At 56.3% G+C, this 858-nt stretch carries 1 protein-coding gene; it reads left to right on the top strand.

Annotated elements, in window-relative coordinates; genetic code table 11:
• Positions 1-714 (top strand): hypothetical protein (locus QVO51_RS01760; protein WP_288167740.1); only part of this gene is annotated, 714 nt, incomplete at its 5' end.
• Positions 715-858: the final 144 nt, after the last annotated feature.

Raw genomic sequence — 858 nt, 5'->3', positions numbered from 1 at the left:
AGCCTGGCTGGGAACGGCTGGCGGATCCGGAATCTGTATTTCTCCTCCCCATCGGATCATTTCCTGGTATCCACCACCACTGCCGTCACCCAGGTCAGCGACCTGCATTTTGACAATCTGGTGTGCAATAACGGGGCAAAGTCCCTGCTGAGCATGGCGAACACCACGCTGACCGGATGCAGCTTCACCGGCGTGAAATATTTCGCAGCAGAGGCATACCTGCTGGTGGCAGGCAGCAGTACCCATAGCATGACCTGCAAATCCTGCACCTTTGCCATGCAGGCACAGGGCAGCGGCATCCCCTACGGCATCGCCACCCGGTGTGATTTCACCGACTGTAATTTCATGCTGGATATGCCGTTCACTGTGGAGAGCGGCAGACGAGTAAATCTGTTCAGCTACAGCGGTCTGGAGGATTGCCTGATGCGGGGAAGCCTGGCACTCAGCGGCACCGGCAATAACGGACTGTTGTACATCACGGACGGGAACAAGCCCATGAAAAACAGCTTCATCGCCGTGGAGTTCACGAATACATCCGAGTATACCATCGGGCTGTATCCGGTGAAAGCCACCGCCACATCCTGCATCGTGAAGGATCTGATCGGCAGCGGCATCACCTGCAACAGCGGGAGCAACATCCAGTATGTAACTGCTGCACAGGGCAAGGATGCGGCATATCTGAACAGCGTCGGGTTCCCGGTCACGGAGGTGTGATCTATGGCGTGGACGTTAGAGCTGAACGTGAATGATGGGTATCCCCACAATGCAAACACCCGGTATGGAAATCCGGGGCTGACTTCGCCCTATCCGGATGGTATGTGGACGATCCAGCCAGGTGTGAATGACGGGTATCCACAC

The organism is Ruminococcus sp. CAG:379, assembly GCF_000434255.1.
Taxonomy (GTDB): domain Bacteria; phylum Bacillota; class Clostridia; order Oscillospirales; family Ruminococcaceae; genus Ruminococcus_F; species Ruminococcus_F champanellensis.
Note: the sequence above shows the minus strand (reverse complement) of the source record. Positions and strands in the feature narration are given on the sequence as shown.